At 62.6% G+C, this 15,672-nt stretch carries 17 protein-coding genes; 5 read left to right on the forward strand and 12 right to left on the reverse strand.

The features are described 5' to 3' along the window. Positions 1-12: 12 nt before the first annotated feature. The 3 genes from AB8A33_RS08150 to AB8A33_RS08160 all read right to left on the reverse strand — a co-directional run bounded on the left by AB8A33_RS08150 (position 13) and on the right by AB8A33_RS08160 (position 2,679). Positions 13-972, reverse strand: coding sequence for a 2-hydroxyacid dehydrogenase (locus AB8A33_RS08150; RefSeq protein ID WP_439092292.1), 960 nt, complete (start codon positions 970-972; stop codon positions 13-15). A 62-nt stretch (positions 973-1,034) separates the two neighbouring features. Continuing rightward, positions 1,035-2,207 carry an acyltransferase family protein gene (locus AB8A33_RS08155; protein WP_439092293.1) on the reverse strand — a complete coding sequence of 391 codons (1,173 nt, stop codon included), beginning with the start codon at positions 2,205-2,207 and terminating at the stop codon, positions 1,035-1,037. Between the two features lie 109 nt (positions 2,208-2,316). Beyond that, complete coding sequence (locus AB8A33_RS08160) at positions 2,317-2,679, reverse strand: DUF427 domain-containing protein (RefSeq protein WP_439092294.1); 363 nt, start codon at positions 2,677-2,679, stop codon at positions 2,317-2,319. 181 nt (positions 2,680-2,860) lie between these two features. On the opposite strand from AB8A33_RS08160, the gene AB8A33_RS08165 reads away from it, so the two are divergent. Then, positions 2,861-3,097: a BolA family protein gene (locus tag AB8A33_RS08165; protein ID WP_068735968.1), complete on the forward strand. Its 237-nt coding sequence runs from the start codon at positions 2,861-2,863 to the stop codon at positions 3,095-3,097. 166 nt (positions 3,098-3,263) lie between these two features. Here AB8A33_RS08165 and egtD read toward each other — a convergent pair whose 3' ends face one another. Both egtD and egtB read right to left on the reverse strand, forming a co-directional pair. Continuing rightward, positions 3,264-4,229, reverse strand: coding sequence for an L-histidine N(alpha)-methyltransferase (gene egtD / locus AB8A33_RS08170; protein ID WP_439092295.1), 966 nt, complete (start codon positions 4,227-4,229; stop codon positions 3,264-3,266). Positions 4,230-4,271: 42 nt separating this feature from the next. Then, positions 4,272-5,507 (reverse strand): ergothioneine biosynthesis protein EgtB, encoded by a 1,236-nt coding sequence (egtB, locus tag AB8A33_RS08175; RefSeq protein WP_439092296.1) that lies wholly within the window; start codon positions 5,505-5,507, stop codon positions 4,272-4,274. Positions 5,508-5,839: 332 nt separating this feature from the next. Here egtB and grxD point away from each other — a divergent pair, with 332 nt between their 5' ends. Genes grxD through AB8A33_RS08195 form a run of 4 tightly spaced genes read left to right on the forward strand, consistent with a single transcriptional unit; the run spans position 5,840 to position 9,323 of the window. After that, positions 5,840-6,175 carry a Grx4 family monothiol glutaredoxin gene (gene grxD / locus AB8A33_RS08180; RefSeq protein WP_068736311.1) on the forward strand — a complete coding sequence of 112 codons (336 nt, stop codon included), beginning with the start codon at positions 5,840-5,842 and terminating at the stop codon, positions 6,173-6,175. Beyond that, positions 6,172-6,717, forward strand: coding sequence for an O-acetyl-ADP-ribose deacetylase (locus tag AB8A33_RS08185; RefSeq protein ID WP_439095886.1), 546 nt, complete (start codon positions 6,172-6,174; stop codon positions 6,715-6,717). Before grxD ends, AB8A33_RS08185 begins: the two co-directional genes overlap by 4 nt. Positions 6,718-6,763: 46 nt before the next feature. After that, a complete protein-coding gene (locus tag AB8A33_RS08190) occupies positions 6,764-8,062 on the forward strand; it encodes a serine hydrolase domain-containing protein (protein WP_439092297.1) in 1,299 nt (432 codons plus the stop codon). Beyond that, positions 8,043-9,323, forward strand: a complete 1,281-nt coding sequence (locus AB8A33_RS08195; RefSeq protein WP_439092298.1) for a serine hydrolase domain-containing protein — start codon at positions 8,043-8,045, stop codon at positions 9,321-9,323. Before AB8A33_RS08190 ends, AB8A33_RS08195 begins: the two co-directional genes overlap by 20 nt. A 6-nt stretch (positions 9,324-9,329) precedes the next feature. On the opposite strand, the gene AB8A33_RS08200 is transcribed toward AB8A33_RS08195, so the two are convergent. From AB8A33_RS08200 to purB, 7 genes are all read right to left on the reverse strand, one after another. Next, the gene (locus AB8A33_RS08200) at positions 9,330-10,397 is read right to left on the reverse strand and encodes a threonine aldolase family protein (RefSeq protein ID WP_439092299.1); all 1,068 of its coding nucleotides are present in this window, start codon (positions 10,395-10,397) and stop codon (positions 9,330-9,332) included. Positions 10,398-10,500: 103 nt separating this feature from the next. Next, positions 10,501-11,118 (reverse strand): 30S ribosomal protein S4, encoded by a 618-nt coding sequence (gene rpsD, locus AB8A33_RS08205; protein ID WP_439092300.1) that lies wholly within the window; start codon positions 11,116-11,118, stop codon positions 10,501-10,503. Positions 11,119-11,425: 307 nt separating this feature from the next. Further along, positions 11,426-12,196 carry an HpcH/HpaI aldolase family protein gene (locus tag AB8A33_RS08210; protein ID WP_439092301.1) on the reverse strand — a complete coding sequence of 257 codons (771 nt, stop codon included), beginning with the start codon at positions 12,194-12,196 and terminating at the stop codon, positions 11,426-11,428. Positions 12,197-12,213: 17 nt separating this feature from the next. Continuing rightward, positions 12,214-12,621 carry a cupin domain-containing protein gene (locus AB8A33_RS08215; protein WP_439092302.1) on the reverse strand — a complete coding sequence of 136 codons (408 nt, stop codon included), beginning with the start codon at positions 12,619-12,621 and terminating at the stop codon, positions 12,214-12,216. Positions 12,622-12,700: 79 nt separating this feature from the next. Further along, entirely contained in the window at positions 12,701-13,492 is a 792-nt protein-coding gene (murI, locus tag AB8A33_RS08220) for a glutamate racemase (protein WP_439092303.1), read from the reverse strand. Between the two features lie 319 nt (positions 13,493-13,811). Beyond that, a complete protein-coding gene (locus tag AB8A33_RS08225) occupies positions 13,812-14,351 on the reverse strand; it encodes an MOSC domain-containing protein (protein WP_439092304.1) in 540 nt (179 codons plus the stop codon). Between the two features lie 7 nt (positions 14,352-14,358). Further along, positions 14,359-15,666, reverse strand: a complete 1,308-nt coding sequence (purB, locus tag AB8A33_RS08230) for an adenylosuccinate lyase (protein ID WP_068735989.1) — start codon at positions 15,664-15,666, stop codon at positions 14,359-14,361. Positions 15,667-15,672 lie beyond the last annotated feature (6 nt).

Below are 15,672 nucleotides of genomic sequence, written 5' to 3' on the forward strand. Positions count from 1 at the left end.
CACACCAACGTCTCAATAGCTCAGCGTCCGATCGACCAAATTCATCAGCGGCGTGCCGCTTTCCGCGCGTGCGATATTGTCGGCGATGTTTTCGGCCGCCGATGCAACACGCGTTGCTGCTGCGATGTGGGGCGAGATCGTCACCCCCGGATGCGACCAGAACGGATGGCCTGATGGTACCGGCTCGGTGCGGAAGACATCCAGCGTAGCTTGGGCCACCTGTCCGCTGTCGAGCGCTGCGATGAGGGCGTCATCGTCGATCAGTGTGCCGCGTCCGGCATTCAGGATGAAACTTCCCTTGGGCAGAAGCGCGAGCCGTTCGGCATTCAGGAGATCGATGGTCTCCGGCGTCTGGGGCAGCAGCCCCACGAGGATTTCCGCCGAGGCCAGCGCCTTCGGCAGGTTCTCCGATCCCGCGAGGCAGCGGACGCCCGAGACCTCGTGCGCGCTGCGACTCCATCCGGTCACGCGAAAACCGAGTTGCACAAGCGCCGTTGCCGCAGCTGATCCCAACTCGCCGAGACCAAGCACGGTGACCGAGCGATCGCTGGCAAGCGGCGGAACGTGCTGCTCCCATGTCCGCGGCTTTTGGCAGACATAGCGATCCGTCCCGAGATGGGCGCGCAGCACGTGACCCACGACCCATTCGACCATGCCCTGCCGGAGACCGTCATCGACCATGCGGCACAAAGGTTGCGTCAGCGTCGCATTGCCCACGATTTTCTCGACGCCTGCCCAGAGGCTCAATACGGCGCGCGTATTCACGTAAGGGCTGAAATCGGTGATGGGACCACCGGTTGCGTGGATGATGTAGTCGACATCAGCAGGTGCGATATCGCCAATAACACCGGTTCGTGCTTCGATGTTTCGGCGTTGGAGCGCATCGCGAATGGGATCGCGATAGTCATCGAACAGCGCCGGCGTGACATTGAAAAGAAGATTGATCGCCTTGTCGCCGTTGCGCGCGGGCATGCTGGTCTCCTGCATAGTTTGCTTCATGTCTGATTTTGGAAGCGTCGCCTCGATGCGCGCGGCTATAGAATTCGCTTCATACCCGGGATCGCGCGCAACGCGCGCGTCGCCGCCCAGCTCGCCGCCAGCGTGCCAGCGAAGGCGATCAGCGCCTTCGATCCGGCGCCGAGCGGCGCGTTCAGCAGCGCATATTGCAGCCACAGCATCGGGATGTAGTGTAGCACGAAGATGCCATAGGCATCGCCGCGCAGCGGGTCGAAGATGCTCTTCTCGCGCTGGCCAAAGCGCAGGAACAATGCCAGCACCGCAAGGCAGATCAGCGTGCAGGCGAGCGCATAGATCATGCCATAGCTGAATTGCCACCAGAACGGCGGCGCGCCGGTGAGATTGGCGAGCTTCATGCGGCGGAAGTTGACGAGATAAGCGAGCGAGCCAAAGGAGGCGGCAGCGGCGATGGTCCACCACAGCCATTGCCGCGCCAGCGCGCCGGTGCGGGCCAGCAGACCCTGGTCGATATTGGCGGCACCAATGCCCATGCCGGCGAAGAAGAACACGCCATAGATCGCCATGCGGCTGAACTGGACCTGCAACGGCCCCCAGCTGAACCAGCGCACAGCGCCGACCGTAAACAGGAACGGCACATAGGAGATCACAGCGATGACGGCGAGCGCGGCGGCGAACAACCATGGTCGTTCGAAGGCACGGATCGATAGCCGGTTGATGCCGTCCACCAGTCGCGGCGCGAGCAGGAAGGCCGGGATCGCGACGAGATCGAGAAACAGCAGATACCAGATGAACCAGCCGGGGCCGGCAAACCATTGGCCCTGTTTGAAATTGTTGAGGTAGAATTCGACAAAGCCGGTCTTGTGCGTCGACAAGCTGAACGACGCGTAATAGGCGATCGGCATCAGCACGAAGATCATCGCCAGGAAGGGCAGACCGAGGCGGAGCGCGCGGTCGCGCAGGAAGTCGCCGATGCCCTTGCGCTTCAGGCTCGGCCACACGAACAGGCCCGACAGCATGAACATCAGACACATGAAGAAGGTGTCGTTGAACAGCGTGAGGATGTTGAAGCCGATCCAGCGCTGGCTGTCGACGATCGGCGCCGTCGACCACAGATAGTGGTTCGGGTAATAGCGCCCGAAGGCGGTGTAAGCGACCGCGGCGTGGTTCGCCAGCACGAGCAGCGTGACAAAGGTGCGGGCGCGATCCAGCGCAGCGTTACGGTCTGACATGTAAACGGCGAGCCCCCTCGCTTCCGCGCGCAACAGGCGTCGCCGGGCGCATCAGCGATGCGCGCCGTCATGATAAATGTCGAAAGCCGCTTCGGCAATCAGCCGAGGATCAAGCGGGTACTTCCTCGATTTTCACCTTGTCTGGATAAAATGCCAGATAATCCTTGATCTCGGCCATCGCCGGAAACGGCGCCTCATAGGTCCAGATCGCGTTGTCCAGCACCTTGTCTGATGTCTTGATGCTGTAATAATTCGCGTCGCCCTTGTATGGGCAATGCGTCACACGGTCGGTGCGCGATACCGCGTCCATATTGGCGTCCGTGCGGGGGATATACACCACTGCGGGGTAGCTGGCCTCCTTGAGGGTCAGGGCATTGGTCGTGTCGGCGATCACTATGCCCCCGGCAGAAACGCGGATGTGTTTGCCAGCGGGTGCGATGGTGATCGGGTGGTCAGGGCCGGGAAGCTTCATGGTCAAACCCTTGTGACGGTCATGGTTCACTCCCTCAGATGTGCGATCCCTCCGGCCTTTAAAAGGGGGCCGCGAGGGATTATCGTCAGAAAGCCGTGACGTCATGCGCCAGCCGGGATAGGCTTGCAATCCGAGGCGGCGCCGACTGGCCGCGATTCGAACCTTTCTGGAGACCCGATTAATGCCGATGGACGCCCGCGATATCGAGACCATGATCAAGGCCGCGATTCCCGACGCGCAGGTGACGATCCGTGATCTGGCCGGCGACGGCGACCATTACGCAGCAACCGTGATCTCGGAATCCTTCCGCGGCAAATCCCGCGTCGCCCAGCACCAGATCGTCTATCAGTCGCTGAAAGGCCAGATGGGCGGCGTTCTGCACGCGCTGGCGCTGCAGACGGGTGTGCCGGAGGCGTAAAGCTCAGTCCTCATGGTGAGGGGTGCTATTTGGCGCCGTCTTGAACCATGAGTTGTGGGGCACATGAGCCTGCCGCCATTCTTCGAGACGCGCGCAAGAGCGCGCTCCTCTCGCCTAAACCCACTCGGGTTTAGGCTGGGATGAGGGCTGAGCGTGGAGCAGCCTTTTACTCCACCGCCATCAGCGCATGCACCGAGAAGTGCTTGTCCGCGTCAGTCCATGACGCCTTCGGCTCCCAGCCCGAACCGCGGGCCAGCGCTGCGAAACGCTCGATGCTGTATTTGTAGCTGCTCTCGGTGTGGATGCTTTCGCCGGCACGGAACGCGAAGCTGCGACCGAGCACATGCACGATTTGCGGCTTCCTGGCGATCAGGTGCATCTCGATGCGGTGCCGCTCCTTGTTGTAGATCGCGCGATGGGTGAAAGCCGATAGATCAAAATCGCCGCCGAGTTCGCGGTTGATACGCACCAGCACATTCATGTTGAACTTACCGGTGACCCCTGCCGCATCATTATAGGCGGCGTGCAGCAGCTTCTCGTCCTTCTCCAGGTCGATGCCGATCAGCATCAAGGCGTCCTTGCCGAGAATGGCTCGGGCCGAGCGCAGAAAGGCGCAGGCTTCGTGCGGCTCGAAATTGCCGAGCGTCGAGCCCGGGAAGAAGCCGACCTTCGGCATCATCCGGATATCGGCGGGAAGGTCGAACGGCGCGGTGAAATCGGCATTCACCGGCAGCACCTTCAGGCCCGGGAAATCCTTGCGCAGCTCGGCTGCCTGCGCCTGCAGGAAGTCGCCTGAGATATCGACCGGCGCATAGGCGCCGACGTCGCATTCATCCAGCAGCAATCGGACCTTGGTGGTGGCGCCGGCGCCAAATTCGATCAAAGCAGCATTCCTGGGGATGATCGCGTTGATGTCCTTGCCGCGCGAGCGGAGAATGCCGAGCTCGGTGCGGGTCGGGTAATATTCCGGCAGCCTGGTGATCTGTTCGAACAGCTCCGAGCCGGCTTCGTCATAGAAGTATTTCGGCGACAGCTTCTTGGGCTGCTGCGACAGGGCTTCGGCGACATCTGCGGCAAATGCGGATGCCGAGGCATTCAACAGGGACAGTGCCAACGGCGCATGAACGTTCATGTCATTCTCCTCAACGCTTTCAAGCGCCGTGATGTCAGGAAATCAGCTGCCGTAATCGGCCAGCCGCAGGCCCGTGAATTGCCAGCGATGGTGGGGATAGAAGAAATTGCGATAGGTGACGCGGCTGTGATCGTCCGGTGTTGCCAGCGACGAGCCGCGCAACACCAGCTGATTGATCATGAACTTGCCGTTGTATTCACCGAGCGCGCCTTCGATGGCGCGGTAGCCCGGATAGGCCGCGTAAGCTGAGCGCGTCCATTGCCAGACGATGCCGAAGGCGTCGTTGAGCTGGCCGGCACGGGCCGCGACTTCCCATTCCATTTCTGTCGGCAGATGCTTGCCGCTCCAGCGGGAAAAGGCGTCGCATTCGTAATAGCTGACGTGACAGACCGGCGCGTCGAGATCAATCGGCTGCAAGCCGGCGAGGGTCATGATCTGCCACGCGCCGTTGACCTTGCGCCAGTGGCCGGGTGCCTGCCATTCCTCGCGGGCGGCGGCGGCAAAGCCATCCATCAGCCACAGCGTGGCTTCCTCATAGCCACCGGCTTCCATAAAGGCGAGCCATTCGCGGTTGGTGACGAGATTGCGCGCGAGCTTCACCGGGCCGACGAGGGCGCGATGCGCGGGCTTCTCGTTGTCGAAGTGGAAGCTCTCGCTCTGGTGGCCGATGGTATGGATGCCCTCGGTCAGCGTCAGCCACGCATCGCCTGATGTGTTGGATGCAGGAAAACGCCAGTCGGCGTCATAGGCCGGCGGGATCGGGTTCTGCGCGAAGGCATGCAGGATGTCGGTGAGCATCAGCTCCTGATGCTGCTGCTCGTGATTGAAGCCGACTTCGAGCAGCGGGATCAGCGAGGTCAGCTTCTCGTCCGACGTCTCGTTGAAAAATTTGATGACCGCCGCATCGACGTGCTTGCGATAGGCGGTGACTTCGTCGGCGCCGGGCCGGGTGAGATGGCCGCGCTGCGCGCGGGCGTGGCGCGGGCCGGCGGAGACATAATAGGAATTGAACAGATAGGCGTAATCGGGGTGATAGACCTTGTAGCCCGGCGCATGATCGGAGAGCAGGAATTGCTCCCAGAACCAGGTCACATGGGCGCGGTGCCACTTCGCCGGGCTGGCGTCGGGCATCGACTGCACCAGCTGGTCTTCCGGGGAGAGCGGCGCGGCGCGGCGTTCGGTTTCGTGGCGGACCGTCAGGAAGGCGTTACCCAGTCTTTGGGCCAGAGAGCCTGCGAGAGCGGTTTCGGACGCAAGGGACGCGGTACCTGAACTCATGCCTGAACTCGCGGCGGAAGCTGGATTCGTCACGAAAGTCTCCGATTTTGGAGAGAACGTTGCTCTTGGTGATGGGTTCCCGAGCAGCCTGTCCTAAATAGGTCGTCGGATTGGTTATAAAAGGCCTGTCGTCATATGATCTTTGGCCGGACCGGACTTGGCAAAAACTGCGGAAAAGTGACCGTGGCGGGCCGGCAATAAGCCCCAACGCCTGTGATTTCAGGCTCTTGATCACGTCCATAAGACTTGGGATGCGGAACGGATTCGGCTACATATATGACAAGTCTGACCGGGCGGTTCGCCCGATGGCTGGCCGCAACAAGGACGCGATCATGAGCATTGAGCAATTCATCGAGAACGAAGTGAAGACCAACGACGTGGTGCTGTTCATGAAGGGCACGCCGCAATTTCCGCAGTGCGGTTTCTCGGGCCAGGTGGTCCAGATCCTCGATCACGTGGGCGTCGGCTACAAGGGCCTCAACGTTCTCGAATCCGCCGATCTGCGCGACGGCATCAAGACCTATTCGAACTGGCCGACCATTCCGCAGCTCTATGTGAAGGGCGAATTCGTCGGCGGCTGCGACATCATCCGCGAGATGTTCCAGGCTGGCGAGTTGCAGAGCCTGTTGGCCGAGAAGGGCGTGATCGCCGCCCCGGCCTCGGCCTGATTTCAAGTCGACAAATAGGCACGGCGACGCTGGACATCGTCGTAGCCGACATCACGACTCTCCGCGTTGACGCCATCGTCAACGCGGCCAATGCGTCGCTTCTCGGAGGCGGCGGCGTGGACGGCGCTATCCATCGGGCTGCCGGCCCCGACTTGCTCGCCGAATGCCGCCCCCTCAAGGGTTGCGAGACCGGCGATGCCAAAATCACCAAAGGTTACAAATTACCGGCAGCGCATGTGATCCATGCGGTCGGTCCCGTCTGGCATGGTGGCCGGAGCGGCGAGGATGAGGCGCTGGCGTCCTGTTACCGACGGGCGCTGATGTTGTGTCAGGCGCATGGTCTGGCCTCCGTTGCGTTCTCGGCCATCTCCACCGGCGTCTACGGCTTTCCGGCCGCGCGTGCGGCTCCCATCGCCGTCGGCTCAGTCATCCAGACGCTGAAGGACGCACCGGTGGTGACTTCCGTCACCTTCTGCTGTTTTTCAGAGCCGTCGGCGGACCTGCATCGCCTCGCGCTCGCACGCGCACTTCCCCTTGTCTGAGAACGCCCCGCCGTTACACTCCTCTGATCAGGCAAAGGGAGCGGCGATGAATTTGCGGCACAGACTACGCGCGCTGCTCTGCGGAGCGCTGTTGCTCGCCGGATCGCCCGTCCTCGCCCAGGATCGCTTTGCTTCCGAAGGCACATTCGACATTCCCGCCGGCGCAAAATTCTCGCAGGAGAAGCTGGCGAAGATCGGCGAGTTCTTCCGCAAGCAGATCGCCGACGGCAAGATTCCGGGCGCCATTGTCCTGATCCAGCAGCACGGCAAGCCGGTCTACAAGGAATTCTTCGGTGTCCGCGATCCCGACACCAAGCAACCGATGACCGACGACACGATCTTCCGGCTGCATTCCATGTCGAAGCCGATCACATCCTTTGCGGCGATGATGCTGATCGATCAGGGCAAGCTGAAGCTCGACGATCCCGTCTCGCATTACATTCCATCGTTTGCGAAGGCCAAAGTCGGCGTCGAGAAGAAACTGGAGAATGGCGAGAAGGCGCTGGACATCGTCGCGCCCAGCCGCCCGGTGACGATCCGCGACCTGCTGCTGCACACGTCCGGCATCCCCTACGGTTTCTATGGCGAGAGCATGGTCCGCCGCGCCTATGGCAATGCCGATATCTACAGCGGTGATTTCGACAACAAGGAATTCGCCGACCGCATCGCGCAACTGCCGCTCGAACACCAGCCCGGCACCATGTGGGACTACGGCCATTCCACCGACATTCTCGGCCGCGTGATTGAAGTGGTCACCGGCAAGTCGCTGCTCGGTTACGAGGAGCAGGCGTTCCTCGGACCGCTCGGTATGAAGGACACCGGCTTCTTCGTGAAGGAAAAGTCGAAGGAAGTCATGCTCGCCAAGCCGATGGCCTGGGACCGCGATTTCCGCACCGGACGACAGGGGCGCCCCGATACCTATCAGAAATGGGAGTCCGGCAGCGGCGGCATGGTCTCGACACTGGCGGATTACACGAAGTTCGCGCAGATGCTGCTGAACGGCGGCGAATATGACGGCAAACGCTTCATGAGCGCGGCGACGTTCAAGGATATGACCACCGATCATATCGGCAAGGACTCCGGGGTCGGTCGTGACTATCTGTATTTCCCCGGCGACGGTTTCGGCTTCGGCTATGGCTTCGCGGTGCGCACCGATCCCGGCAATGCCAAGCCGCCGCCGCCGGGATCGCTCGGCGAATTGAAATGGGACGGCGCCAGCGGCTGCTATTTCATCATCGATCCCAAGCAGGATTTCTTCTTCATTCTGCTTGAGCAGACGCCGTCGGAGCGACAGCGCATTCAAAGGTCTTTGAAGCTGTTGGTCTATGAAGCGCTGGAGAAATAGGCGCGCCGCAATCCTGCTGCTGGCGCTCTGCTGCGTCGGCACCGTTATCGTGCCTTCGTCGCCGGCCAGGGCCGAAAAACCGCAATCCATCGCGCGCGAATTTTCTGCCGAAAAGCTGCTGGCGCTCGATCGCTACTTTCTCGACATGGTCGCGGAGCGCAAGATTCCCGGCGCGGTGGTGTTGGTGCAACAGCACGGCAAGCCGGTCTATTCGGAGGCATTCGGAAATCTCGACAGCGGCCACCCGATGACGAGGGATGCGATCTTCCGGCTGTATTCGATGTCGAAGCCGATCACCTCGGTAGCCGCCATGATGCTGGTCGAGGACGGCAAACTGCGCCTCGACGATCCCGTCGCGAAATATATTCCGGCCTTCGCGAAGACCAAGGTGGGCGTCGACACCAACGGTGGCGACGAACACGCGACATTCGGCCTCGTGCCGCTGCAGCGGCCGATCACCATCGCCGACTTGCTCAAGCACACATCGGGCATCACCTACGGTTTCTATGGCGACGATCCCGCGCGGAAACGTTATGCGCAGCTCGATATCTTCGGCCGCGACTGGGACAATGCCTCCTGGGCCGACCGCATCGCGCAGCTTCCGCTCGCCGAGCAGCCCGGCACGCTGTGGGACTACGGCCATTCCACCGACATTCTCGGCCGCGTCATCGAAGTGGTGTCCGGCCAGTCGCTGTCCCATTTCCTCAAGAGCCGGCTGTTCGATCCGCTGGGGATGACAGATACGTCGTTCTACATCACCGACCTGCGGCATCGGGTGCGTGTCGCCGAACCTTTCCCGTCCGATCGCATGGTCGGGCCGGTGATCGGCATGCACGATCCCGCCGAGGTCATGCAATGGGAGGCGGGGGGCTCCGGTCTGGTCGGCACGATCTCGGACTATGCGCGCTTCCTGCAGATGCTGCTCAATGGCGGCACGCTTGACGGCAAGCGCGATCTCAAACCGGAAACAGTGGCAGAGATGACGCGCGATCACGTCGGCCCGCAGAGCGGCGTGAAACGTGATTATTATTATTTCCCGGGCGCCGGCAGCGGCTTCGGCCTTGGTTTCGCGGTGCGCACCAAGGAGCTCGCGAGCGAGCCCGGCCCAGTCGGCGAATATCGCTGGGACGGCGTTGGCGGCACGTTCTTCTGGGTCGATCCGAAGAACGACATGTTCGTGCTGGTGATGACGCAGGCACCGTCGCAGCGGGTGCGGATGGAGATCGACGTGCGGAAGATCATCGCCGAGGCGCTGCAGTAACCTCGGTTAGGTCGCTCGCACGATCTCCCTGATCAATCCCAGCGTCTCCTCGATCATTTCGGCCGTCACATCCAGATGCGTGCAGGCGCGGATGCGGCCGTCCATGGTGGCGAGCAGCACGCCTTTCGCGCGCAAGGCTTTCACCATAGCAACACCGCTGATGCCTGCGCCCGCGGGATCGAAGAAGACGAGATTGGTCTCCGGCTGCTGCACGGCGATCCCGTCGATCTGGGCCAGTCCGCGCGCCAGCGCGTGCGCATTGGTGTGATCGTCGGCGAGGCGCTCGACGTGATGGTCCAGCGCGTGGATGCAGGCGGCGGCAACGATGCCGGCCTGGCGCATCGATCCGCCCAATCCCTGCTTCCAGCGCCACACTGCATCAATGTAGTCGCGCGTGCCGGCGAGCACGGCTCCGATCGGCGCGCCGAGCCCCTTACTGAAATCGATCCACACCGAGTCCCAGCCATCGGACATCCTGTTCGCACCGATACCGGTGGCGACGCAGGCATTCATTAGTCGCGCGCCATCCATATGCGTGGCAAGGCCGCGGTCACGTGCGATGGTGACGATCGCTTCGAGATCGGATTTCGACCAGATCGTGCCGCCGCCGATATTGGCAGTCTGTTCGACGCTGACCACGGTCTGCGCTGCCTCGTAGCGCGTGCGCGGATGCAATGCGGCGCGCAGCGCATCTGGCGTGAACTTGCCGTCGGCGCCGTCGAGCCCGGTAATCTGGAAGCCGCCAAGAGCGGCATGGGTGCCGCCTTCGCGCGAGAGGATATGCGCGGTGCGATGCGCAAGGATCTCGTCGCCGGGCCGGCAATGCGCCAGCAGGCCGGCGACATTGCACATGGTGCCGGACGGCATGAACACGGCGGCTTCCTTGCCGAGCAGTTCGGCGACGCGGTCGCAGAGCGCATTCACCGTGGGATCGTCGCCGACCTGCTCATCGCCGACATCTGCCGCAGCCATCGCCGCGCGCATCGCGGGCGTGGGCTTCGTCTGTGTGTCCGACAGCAGATTGATGCGAACCGGCGGCTGTGATGGATCGGGGCGAGCAGGGGTGAAGCGCATGAGAACGTCCGTGTTGTTACGTGCGACAGCTTAACCCGTCAGTTGGGTAACAAAAAAGGCCCCGGAAAATCCGGGGCCTTGATCTCGTCAGCGCTGTCAGAAATTAGCGCGAATAGAATTCGACGATCAGATGCGGTTCCATCTGCACGGCGAAAGGAACGTCCGACAGCTGCGGAATGCGGATGAACTTGGCGGTCATCTTGCCGTGGTCGGTTTCGACGTAATCCGGGGTGTCGCGTTCGCCGAGCTGGCTGGCTTCGATCACGAAAGCGAGCTGCTTGGAGGATTCCTTGATCTCGATGACGTCGCCGACCTTCACGAGATAGCTCGCGATGTTGACGCGCTTGCCGTTCACCTTGATGTGGCCGTGGTTGATGAACTGACGGGCCGCGAACATGGTGGCGACGAACTTGGCGCGATACACGACGGTGTCGAGGCGGCGCTCGAGCAGGCCGATCAGGTTTTCACCGGTGTCGCCCTTGAGACGGCCGGCTTCCACATAGATGGAGTGGAACTGGCGCTCGGAAATGTTGGCGTAATAGCCCTTCAGCTTCTGCTTGGCGCGCAGCTGCGTGCCGAAGTCGGAGAGCTTGCCCTTGCGGCGCTGGCCGTGCTGGCCGGGGCCGTATTCACGCTTGTTGACCGGAGACTTGGGACGACCCCAAATGTTCTGGCCCATACGGCGGTCGATTTTGTATTTAGCTTCACTACGCTTTGTCATCGCGTCCTCGATGTTGTCAGCCATCGCGAAGCGATGGCTCTTTGTGGATGTGAGGAGACGCGCCCTCCTGTGTACCGTGATCAGTCCAGAGTCTGGAAAATCTCGGCACCGACAGGTTCATTCCCAAAGCTGGGTGGAGAACCACGGGTGCGAAACGCTTCGCGGGCCGAAAACGGCCCGCGAGCAAGGCGGTTTCTAGGGTGAAGGCCCGGTTATGTCAATTGAAAGACAGGCTTTTTGCCGTTTGGCGGGCTTATAGCGCCAATCCGGCCGGTTTTGGCGCAAAAACGACCTCGAAAGGGCAGTTTTACCGCCTGATGCCCTCGAATCCAGCGGCGATTCCGCGCTGGAACAGTGACCAGTCGAATCCCAGCGCCAGGGCCACATAGCCCCGCTCGATCATGGCATTGCCCATATCCGCGTTCAGCGCCGCGCCGCCCAGCGGCACGCCTGACTTGAGGATTCCCGCTTCGGCCTTTGCAACCAGCGCCTGCACCTCGGGATCGCCCGGCTGGCCGCGTTTGCCGACGGATGTCGCGAGGTCGCCGACGCCGATCACCGCGATGTCGATGCCCGGGGTGGCCATGATCTCGCCGATCCGGTTCACCGCGTCGATATGCTCGATGGTGATCATGCAGATCATGCTGTCGTCGGCGCGTGCCATATAGTCGGGCATGCCAGTGTTCCAACGGAACGGCGCGTGGAACGGTCCCCACAGCCGCTCGCCCTGGGTCGGATAGCGCAGGCTGCGCGCGGCCTTGTAGGCATCGTCGGCGCTGTTGATCATCGGGAAGTTGATGCCCATCGCGCCGAAATCCATCGGCGCTTTCGCCAGCCACGGCTCGTTGGCGGCGATCCGCACCAGCGGCGTGCAAGGCGTGCCCGCGGTGGCCATGATCATCCCGTGTGCGGTGTTGAGATCGATCGGGCCGTGTTCGAGATCGACGATGATCCAGTCGAGCGACTGCGCCATGATGCGCACGGTCTGGATCGACGGGATGGTAGCAATAGCTCCGAAAGTGGGGCGGCCCTCGCGCCATTTCTGCTTGAGGTCGTGAAATGGCGCGGGGGTCGTCATCGTCAAACTGGATCCTGTTATTTTGGCGCGGGCGTCGCCACCGGCTTGCCGTCTTCGACGACATAGACTGCCATGATCTTCAGGCCCTTGTCGCCGGTCTTCACGTCATGCGGAATCCCGGCCGGGACTGCATAGGAATCGCCGGTCTTGAGCACTTTGTCCGGCTGGCCCTCGACGATCAGCGTCGCGTCGCCATCGAGGACGTAACCGGTATCGACGCCCGGATGGGTATGGCGGCCGGCGAGCTGGTTCGGGCCGAGTTCAGCCACGACCGTCACGATGCGATGGCCGGCGGGATATTTGACGTCCTGCAGCGGCGTGCGCTTGATGCCTTGCGCACTGGCAGCACCGGCGCAGGCCGTGATCGCTGCGCCAACAAGGAGTGTCTTGAGAAGGCCATTCTTCAGAAATTTCGTCTTGAGCATGCTGGTCTCCCTTTGCCGTTCTCTTTTCGGAACGGCGCGCCGCAAGGCTAGCAGCGCGCAAGGGAAAGTCGAGCGCTCGCTATGCCGCGACCTGTCCGCCGAAGAACGGCGCCAGTGCTTCCGGCCAGGCGTGGCGCTTGCCGGAAGTGTAGAGCAGCACGGCATCGCCGGGCGTCGCGCCGGGCTGATGATCGCCGATCAGGCCGACTACACGCCGTGCGATCGCCGGTGCCGGATCGATCCATGCCACCGGCCACGGCGCGATGCGATGAAGGTGGTCGAGCAACAGCGGGTAATGCGTACAAGCCAATACGATCGTGTCGGTGCGGGCACCGGCGGCGTCCTGCACGAAGCAGGGCGCGATCTCGCGAAACAGATCGGCGTCGTCGATGCCTTGGCCGCCGAGTGCGCCTTCCGCCAGTGCGGCGAGTTCGGCGGAGCCGACCAGCGTAACGATGCAGCCGCCGCCGAATTCGCGGATCAGCGTCTGGGTATATTCGCGCTTCACGGTGCCTGACGTGCCGAGCACGGAGACGCGCTTGCTGACCGAGCGCGCGCAGGCCGGCTTGATGGCCGGCACGGTGCCGACGAAAGGCACGGCATAGGCGGCGCGGAGATGGGTGAGCACCAGCGTCGAGGCGGTGTTGCAGGCAATGACGACGAGGTCGGGCCGATGTGCGGTGATGAGCTCGCCCATCAGCGGCACGACACGGCCGATCAGCGCCTCCTCGGTGTGCTGGCCGTAAGGAAAGAATGCGTCATCGGCCACATAGACATAGCGGGCATCCGGACGCGCCTTCGCGATCTCGCGCTGGACGGTGAGGCCGCCGAGACCGGAGTCGAACACAAGGATGGTGGGACGCGTCGGCATCATGAGAGCCTAGGGGAGGATGGTTACTGCGGAGTTGCTGCGGGTCTGGCAATCAAGACAGGGGCATTCGGGCTTTTTCGGGAAGGGCGGCGGCTCTTAACCTCTCCCCGTCCTTTACGGGGAGAGGTCGCCCGGCGTAGCGCAGCGAAGCCGGGCGGGTGAGGGGCATGGCACGCGCTCACCGCCTGTTGCGCTCTCTCGGATCGGAATCTTCGATCCGAAAACGATACGCATAGGACAGCGCAATGCCATGCCCCTCACCCCAACCCTCTCCCCGCGCAAGATGCGGGGAGAGGGAGCTTACCGCGCTCGCGGTTGGCTACACGGGCACCAATGGCCGTTGCTCACCCTCCGGCAGCTCAACGCCTATCGTGTCCTCCGGCCTGACATCGCCAGCCGACACCACGATCGCCATCACTCCGGCCTTGCAGATGACATTGCCATTCGCATCGCGATCCTCCGTCGCTGCCTTCAATCCCTGCTGAAAGCGGTCCATCAGCACACAGGGCTCGCGCAGGCCGCTGAGTTCGATCACGGCACTCGTGCCGAGATGCAGCCGCGTGCCGGTCGGCAGTGCTGCGAGGTCGATCCCCGATGTGGTGACATTCTCGCCGAGATCGCCGGGCTGGATCGTGAACCCCTTGGCGCGCAATTCGTCGAACAGCTCGGACGGGATCAGATGCACCTGGCGCAGGTTCGGCCTGGCGGGATCGCGGCGGCGATCGTAGCGGTGTTTGACCGTCGCGCCCATATGGCCGTCGCCTTCGACGCCGAGGCCGCTGAGCAGGCGAATGCTCAGGCTGGGCGTCTTGCTGAAGTGATGACCGCGCCGCAGACATACGGCGACGACGCGGCTCATCGAATGATCAGCTCGCGCCGAACACGCGCTTGAAGATCGTGTCCACATGCTTGAGGTGATAGCCGAGGTCGAACTTCTCGGAGATCTCGTCGTCGGTGAGATACTTCTTCACCTCGGGATCGTTCTTCAGCAGCGTCTGGAAGTCGCCTTCGCCGCGCCACACCGGCATCGCGTTGCGCTGCACCAGCTTGTAGCTGTCTTCGCGCGACGCGCCCTTCTGCGTCAGTGCGATCAGCACGCGCTGCGAATGCACGAGGCCGCCGAGGCGGTCGAGATTCTTCTGCATGTTGGCGGGGTATACGAGAAGTTTCTCGATCACGCCGGCCATGCGGTTGAGCGCGAAGTCGAGCGTCACCGTGGCGTCGGGGCCGAACATGCGTTCGGCGGAGGAGTGCGAGATATCGCGCTCGTGCCACAGCACCACGTTTTCCAGCGCCGGCGTCACATAGGCGCGCACCATGCGAGCAAGGCCGGTGATGTTCTCGGTCAGCACCGGGTTGCGCTTGTGCGGCATCGCCGACGAACCCTTCTGCCCCTCGGAGAAGAACTCCTCGGCTTCCAGCACTTCCGTGCGCTGCATGTGGCGGATTTCCACCGCAAGGCGTTCCATCGACGAGGCGATGACGCCGAGCGTGGCGAAGAACATCGCGTGGCGGTCGCGCGGGATCACCTGGGTCGAGATCGGCTCCGGCACGAGGCCCATCGCTTTCGCGACATGTTCTTCGACGCGCGGATCGATCTGCGCGAAGGTGCCGACGGCGCCGGAGATGGCGCAGGTCGCGACTTCCTTGCGGGCGGCGACGAGGCGCTCGCGGTTGCGGGTGAATTCGGCATAGGCATAAGCGAGCTTGAGGCCGAAGGTGACCGGCTCGGCATGGATGCCGTGGGAGCGTCCGATGGTCGGCGTCATCTTGTGCTCGAAGGCGCGGGTCTTCAGCGCGGCCAGCAGGCGGTCGATATCGGCGATCAGGATATCGGCGCAGCGGGTGAGCTGCACGTTGAGGCAGGTGTCGAGCACGTCCGACGAGGTCATGCCCTGATGCACGAAGCGCGCTTCCGGACCGACGATTTCGGCCAGATGGGTCAGGAAGGCGATGACGTCATGCTTGGTCTCGCGCTCGATCTCGTCGATGCGCTCCACATTGAACGTGGCGTCCTTGGCCTTGGCCCAGATCGTCTTCGCCGCGTCCTTCGGAATGGTGCCCAGTTCCGCCAGCGCATCGGCGGCATGCGCCTCGATCTCGAACCAGATCTTGAAGCGGGTCTGTGGCTCCCAGATGGAGGCCATTTCCGGACGGGTATAGCGAGGGATCATCGACGT

The sequence above is a fragment of the Tardiphaga sp. 813_E8_N1_3 genome, from assembly GCF_051811025.1.
Lineage (GTDB): Bacteria > Pseudomonadota > Alphaproteobacteria > Rhizobiales > Xanthobacteraceae > Tardiphaga.

Coding starts and splice junctions, on each gene's coding strand:
- AB8A33_RS08150 (WP_439092292.1), bottom strand. CDS start 972: ATGCCCGCGCGCAACGGCGACAAGGCGATCAATCTTCTTTTCAATGTC.
- AB8A33_RS08155 (WP_439092293.1), bottom strand. CDS start 2,207: ATGTCAGACCGTAACGCTGCGCTGGATCGCGCCCGCACCTTTGTCACG.
- AB8A33_RS08160 (WP_439092294.1), bottom strand. CDS start 2,679: ATGAAGCTTCCCGGCCCTGACCACCCGATCACCATCGCACCCGCTGGC.
- AB8A33_RS08165 (WP_068735968.1), top strand. CDS start 2,861: ATGCCGATGGACGCCCGCGATATCGAGACCATGATCAAGGCCGCGATT.
- egtD (WP_439092295.1), bottom strand. CDS start 4,229: ATGAACGTTCATGCGCCGTTGGCACTGTCCCTGTTGAATGCCTCGGCA.
- egtB (WP_439092296.1), bottom strand. CDS start 5,507: ATGAGTTCAGGTACCGCGTCCCTTGCGTCCGAAACCGCTCTCGCAGGC.
- grxD (WP_068736311.1), top strand. CDS start 5,840: ATGAGCATTGAGCAATTCATCGAGAACGAAGTGAAGACCAACGACGTG.
- AB8A33_RS08190 (WP_439092297.1), top strand. CDS start 6,764: ATGAATTTGCGGCACAGACTACGCGCGCTGCTCTGCGGAGCGCTGTTG.
- AB8A33_RS08195 (WP_439092298.1), top strand. CDS start 8,043: ATGAAGCGCTGGAGAAATAGGCGCGCCGCAATCCTGCTGCTGGCGCTC.
- AB8A33_RS08200 (WP_439092299.1), bottom strand. CDS start 10,397: ATGCGCTTCACCCCTGCTCGCCCCGATCCATCACAGCCGCCGGTTCGC.
- rpsD (WP_439092300.1), bottom strand. CDS start 11,118: ATGACAAAGCGTAGTGAAGCTAAATACAAAATCGACCGCCGTATGGGC.
- AB8A33_RS08210 (WP_439092301.1), bottom strand. CDS start 12,196: ATGACGACCCCCGCGCCATTTCACGACCTCAAGCAGAAATGGCGCGAG.
- AB8A33_RS08215 (WP_439092302.1), bottom strand. CDS start 12,621: ATGCTCAAGACGAAATTTCTGAAGAATGGCCTTCTCAAGACACTCCTT.
- murI (WP_439092303.1), bottom strand. CDS start 13,492: ATGCCGACGCGTCCCACCATCCTTGTGTTCGACTCCGGTCTCGGCGGC.
- AB8A33_RS08225 (WP_439092304.1), bottom strand. CDS start 14,351: ATGAGCCGCGTCGTCGCCGTATGTCTGCGGCGCGGTCATCACTTCAGC.
- purB (WP_068735989.1), bottom strand. CDS start 15,666: ATGATCCCTCGCTATACCCGTCCGGAAATGGCCTCCATCTGGGAGCCA.